3 protein-coding genes are annotated in these 4,010 nt (G+C 62.8%); 2 read left to right on the top strand and 1 reads right to left on the bottom strand.

Features of this window, described 5'->3' with window-relative positions:
* Positions 1-1,291 (bottom strand): M28 family peptidase (locus VKV28_13980; protein ID HLH77907.1); only part of this gene is annotated, 1,291 nt, incomplete at its 3' end.
* A gap of 131 nt (positions 1,292-1,422) precedes the next feature.
* On the opposite strand from VKV28_13980, the gene VKV28_13975 reads away from it, so the two are divergent.
* Together VKV28_13975 and VKV28_13970 are read left to right on the top strand one after the other, a co-directional pair.
* Positions 1,423-1,698, top strand: coding sequence for a metal/formaldehyde-sensitive transcriptional repressor (locus VKV28_13975; protein HLH77906.1), 276 nt, complete (start codon positions 1,423-1,425; stop codon positions 1,696-1,698).
* Between the two features lie 15 nt (positions 1,699-1,713).
* Positions 1,714-3,693 (top strand): cation-translocating P-type ATPase, encoded by a 1,980-nt coding sequence (locus VKV28_13970; GenBank protein HLH77905.1) that lies wholly within the window; start codon positions 1,714-1,716, stop codon positions 3,691-3,693.
* Positions 3,694-4,010: the final 317 nt, after the last annotated feature.

Below are 4,010 nucleotides of genomic sequence, written 5' to 3'. Positions count from 1 at the left end.
GGCTGCCTTCGGCCATTAGAAAACCGCGCGCGTTGGTATCGGAGTTGATGTATAGGACGGCCTTCTGGCGCAATTCGGCGGCGTGGGTTTCGCCCCATTCGGTCGATCCCAAGAGCATCGGCTCCTCGCCATCCCAGCTCGCATAGACAATCGTCCGCTTGGGACGCCATCCCTGCTTGACCAAGGCACCGATCGCCTGAGCTTCGGCCAATAATGCGACCTGACCCGACATCGGATCGCTGGCGCCGAACACCCAAGCGTCATGGTGATTACCGCGAATCACCCATTGGTTCGGATAGTAGGCGCCCGGCATGACCGCGATCACGTCGTAGATGGGCTTGAGGCTCCAGTCGGACTTGACCGCCAAGTGAATTTTGGCCGGGCCAGGGCCGACATGATAGGTAATTCCCAGCGCGCCGCGCCAATTGGCCGGCGCTGGCGGCCCGCCCAACTGGGAGAGCAGCACCTGAGCGTCGGCGTAGGAGATCGGCAAAGTAGGAATTTTCAGAATAGTGGTGGCCTGGGAGATCTGCAGGCGCTTGGCATTGCGTGTCGCCCCGATTCCTGGAGTGAGAGGATCGCCGGGATATAGCGCCATGTCGCTGACCGAGCCGCGCTGAATGCCGCGCGCCGGTCGCATCGGCCCGGCAGGATAAGTGCGGGCGTCGGCGTAGCCGTCCTGCTGAGGGTCGGAATATATAATGCAGCCAAGCGCTCCGTGATCCTGGGCGAGCTTTGGCTTCAAACCGCGCCATCCTTCGCCATAGCGTGCGATAGCGATCTTGCCTTTGACGCTGATACCCATGCGCTGCAGCCGTTCGTAGTCCTGGGGCATCCCGTAATTGACATAAACCAGCTCCGCCGTGACGTCACCGTCGCCTTGATAGACGGCATAAGCGTGCAACGCGGGCTGGGTCGCGGTCGCGCTGGTATCCCCCGGGATGGGGGGCTCCTGCAAGGTGGCCTTGAAGGGGATGGGCGCCACCATCTCCAGGGTTTCGCTTTTGGGAGTCGGATAGAGCACCCAGAAGGTTTCAATGTGCGCGTTCCAACCCCAGCTCTTGAACCAAGCCAGGATTTGCTGGGCGTTTTGCTTGTCGTGCGGGGAGCCGACGTGATTGGGCTCGGCCGTCAGTGGTTTCATCCAGGCGCGCAGATCGCTCGGGTGGATCTGCGCATCCAGACGATGTTCCAAGACAAGTTCGCCGCTGTCCGCTGAGGAGTTGGCCGTCGCTCCGCCTGCCAAGGCCACACCAAGCAAAACCGCGGCCGCTATCAGAATATTGCGCATGTACCGCATTACCCTCCGGAAGCTTGCTGGTAAATTCGCATCGCCAGCGTGCGCTTGCAAGCCGCTGGACTTTGGCATGGCGGCGAATTACCATACCGGGGAGGGTATCAAGAATTAAGGTTGAGACGGTCATGGCCCATACCGTCAAGGAAAAGATCAAGCTGTTGAATCGAGTGCGCCGGGTACGCGGTCAGGTGGAGGCGCTGGAGCGCGCGGTAGAGGAAGAAAAAGGCTGTGCCGCCGTCCTCCATCTGGTAGTTGCGGCGCGCGGGGCAATGAACAGCCTGATGGCGGAGATAATCGAGGATCATATCAGGATGCATGTGGTCGATCCCGATCGCGAGCGCGGTGCGCGGGCCAAGGGCGCCGAAGAACTCATTGAGATCGTTCAAGCCTATTTGAAGTAGCGCCCAACCTCCTTCATGGAAGAGCAAGGCGTAGCGAAAAGCTCGGTTCTGATCGATCGGACCCAAGCCGAAGCCCTCGCCGCGGCGCCCGAGCCGGGCGAAGGAGAGCACCCCTTCCGCCGGGTCGAGGCCGCGCGTATCGTCTTGGTGGCGCTGGCCGCGACGGCGTTGTGGTTTGGCGCATGGGAACCGTTGCCACGGTTCAGCCTGGTCGGCGCGCTAGGCATTGCGATCGGCGGTTGGCCGATCTTCAGGGAGGCGGCCGAGAACGCCGCCGCGCGGCGTATGACCATGGAACTTTCCATGAGCATCGCGATCCTCGCCGCTGCTGCGATCGGCCAGTTCTTCACCGCCCTTGTCATCACGCTGTTCGTATTGATTGCCGAGGTGCTCGAGCACATGACGGTCGCCCGTGGCCGCCGCGCTATCAAAGACCTGATGGAATCGCTGCCACGGGCGGTGCTTGTGCGCCGTGCCGATGGCCTGCGCGAGGTGGCCAGCGAGCAGTTACGCGACGGCGATTGCGTCCTGGTCAATCCGGGCGGGCTGCTGCCCGTGGACGGAGTCGTGATCGGCGGCCATTCATTCGTGGACCAGGCGCGCATTACGGGCGAGTCGATGCCGGTGGAGAAGCTTCCTGGCGGCCAAGTGTATGCGGGTACGATCAACCAATCCGGGGTGCTGGAGATCCGGGTGGTGAGGGTCGGGCGCGACACCAGTTACGGCAGGATAATTGAAGCGGTCGAGCATGCCGAACGTTCGCGCGCACCGGTACAACAGCTGGCGGATCGGCTGGCCGGCTATTTGGTCTATTTCGCGCTAGCCGCCGCGGCGCTGACGTTCATCGGCACGCGCGACGCTCGCTCGACCATTTCCGTGATCATCGTCGCCGGCGCCTGCGGTATCGCAGCCGGTACGCCGCTGGCGATTCTGGGCGGCATCGGTCGCTCGGCCCGCCTGGGCGCAGTTATTAAAGGCGGTTTGCATCTGGAAACTTTGGGCCGAGTCGATACGGTTGTCCTCGATAAGACCGGCACGTTGACCTTTGGCCATGCGACGGTGCAGGCGGTGATCGCGGCAAAGGGCGTGGCGCAAGACGAAATTTTGCGGGCGGCGGCCGCGGCTGAAAGCCGCTCAGAGCATCCGCTGGGCAAGGCTATCGTTGAATATGCCATTGCCGCCAACTGTATGCCGCGCGAACCCGAGCGTTTCGACTACCTGCCTGGCCGAGGTATCGCGGCGGTGGTCGACGGCGATACGGTTCTAGTTGGCAATCGCGCAATGCTGATCGAGCATGCGATCGAGCTCCCAGCCGACTTCGCCCTCGACGCCCACAGCACGTCACAAGTATTCGTGGCCCGCAGGGGACGCCTGCTTGGCGCGATTGCGATCGCTGATAGCGTGCGCCCGGAGGCGCGCCGAGCGATCCGGGCCCTGGAAAACCTGGGTATCCGCAGCGTGTTGCTGACAGGCGACACCAAGCCCGCCGCTGAAGCCGTGGCGCGCGAACTTGTAATCGATCAGGTCGAAGCCGAGCTTTTACCCCAGATGAAGCTTGATCGCGTCAAGCGGTTAGTGGCCGCCGGCCGCGTGGTTGCGATGGTCGGCGACGGCGTTAACGACGCTCCCGCGCTGGCCCAGGCAAGCGTCGGGGTAGCGATGGGATCGGGTACCGACGTCGCCCGCGAGAGCGCCGACGTGGTACTGCTGGGCAACGACTTGGCGAAATTTGCCCAGACCGTCGCCATTGCACGATGGACTCGTCGAATCATCTGGTTCAATTTCGCAGGCACTATCGCAGTGGACCTAATTGGCATCTGCTTGGCGTCGGCTGGCCTGCTCAGCCCAGCCCTGGCGGCCTTGATTCACGTTACCTCGGAATTGGCTTTTATGCTCAATTCGGCGCGCTTATTGCCGCGCCGCCGCCGGCTGATGGTGAGCGACGCCGTTGCCGTCGCGAACCGCTCGGCGGACCCAGCGCCCTATCACGCTTAGGCAATCTCAAGACCATACTCCCACTGAACAGCGCTTTGCCGCGGTGAGGTTGACTCGCTTGACCTTGGACTACCCAAGCCGCTAACAAACATCTTCAAGGAAATCGCGCGGTCGGACCTGGACAGCTTACCTGCCTGGACAAGCGGCTTGACCGACGAATCGCGGCAAAGCGCCGCGGGAGGATGACCGAGATGAGATGGCCGATGGGGCGGACCCTGAGCGGGGTCGGCGCAACGGTGGGAGCGGGGGTAGTGCTGGCCTTGCTGATGGTGGGAGTGGGGTCGACGCCAGTGGTGGCACAGGGTCGCAAGCCGCAG

The organism is Candidatus Binataceae bacterium (genome assembly GCA_035294265.1).
GTDB lineage: Bacteria > Desulfobacterota > Binatia > Binatales > Binataceae > DATGLK01.
This window is presented reverse-complemented; position numbering and strand designations above follow the sequence as displayed.